The sequence below is a fragment of the Gallibacterium genomosp. 1 genome (assembly GCF_001678575.1).
Lineage (GTDB): Bacteria > Pseudomonadota > Gammaproteobacteria > Enterobacterales > Pasteurellaceae > Gallibacterium.
Window position 1 is genome coordinate 1 of the sequence record NZ_JTJP01000056.1, and the last position, 1,045, is coordinate 1,045.

Annotated in this window: 1 protein-coding gene; it reads left to right on the top strand. The window is 45.1% G+C overall.

Annotation, left to right across the window (positions count from 1 at the left end):
• The coding region (locus QV04_RS09770) for an IS4-like element ISVsa5 family transposase (RefSeq protein ID WP_010129817.1) at positions 1-1,045 on the top strand (1,045 nt) is incomplete at both ends.

Here is a 1,045-nt window from a genome sequence, read left to right on the forward strand (position 1 = left end):
TTACTTGACTGTAAAACTCTCACTCTTACCGAACTTGGCCGTAACCTGCCAACCAAAGCGAGAACAAAACATAACATCAAACGAATCGACCGATTGTTAGGTAATCGTCACCTCCACAAAGAGCGACTCGCTGTATACCGTTGGCATGCTAGCTTTATCTGTTCGGGCAATACGATGCCCATTGTACTTGTTGACTGGTCTGATATTCGTGAGCAAAAACGACTTATGGTATTGCGAGCTTCAGTCGCACTACACGGTCGTTCTGTTACTCTTTATGAGAAAGCGTTCCCGCTTTCAGAGCAATGTTCAAAGAAAGCTCATGACCAATTTCTAGCCGACCTTGCGAGCATTCTACCGAGTAACACCACACCGCTCATTGTCAGTGATGCTGGCTTTAAAGTGCCATGGTATAAATCCGTTGAGAAGCTGGGTTGGTACTGGTTAAGTCGAGTAAGAGGAAAAGTACAATATGCAGACCTAGGAGCGGAAAACTGGAAACCTATCAGCAACTTACATGATATGTCATCTAGTCACTCAAAGACTTTAGGCTATAAGAGGCTGACTAAAAGCAATCCAATCTCATGCCAAATTCTATTGTATAAATCTCGCTCTAAAGGCCGAAAAAATCAGCGCTCGACACGGACTCATTGTCACCACCCGTCACCTAAAATCTACTCAGCGTCGGCAAAGGAGCCATGGATTCTAGCAACTAACTTACCTGTTGAAATTCGAACACCCAAACAACTTGTTAATATCTATTCGAAGCGAATGCAGATTGAAGAAACCTTCCGAGACTTGAAAAGTCCTGCCTACGGACTAGGCCTACGCCATAGCCGAACGAGCAGCTCAGAGCGTTTTGATATCATGCTGCTAATCGCCCTGATGCTTCAACTAACATGTTGGCTTGCGGGCGTTCATGCTCAGAAACAAGGTTGGGACAAGCACTTCCAGGCTAACACAGTCAGAAATCGAAACGTACTCTCAACAGTTCGCTTAGGCATGGAAGTTTTGCGGCATTCTGGCTACACAATAACAAGGGAAGACT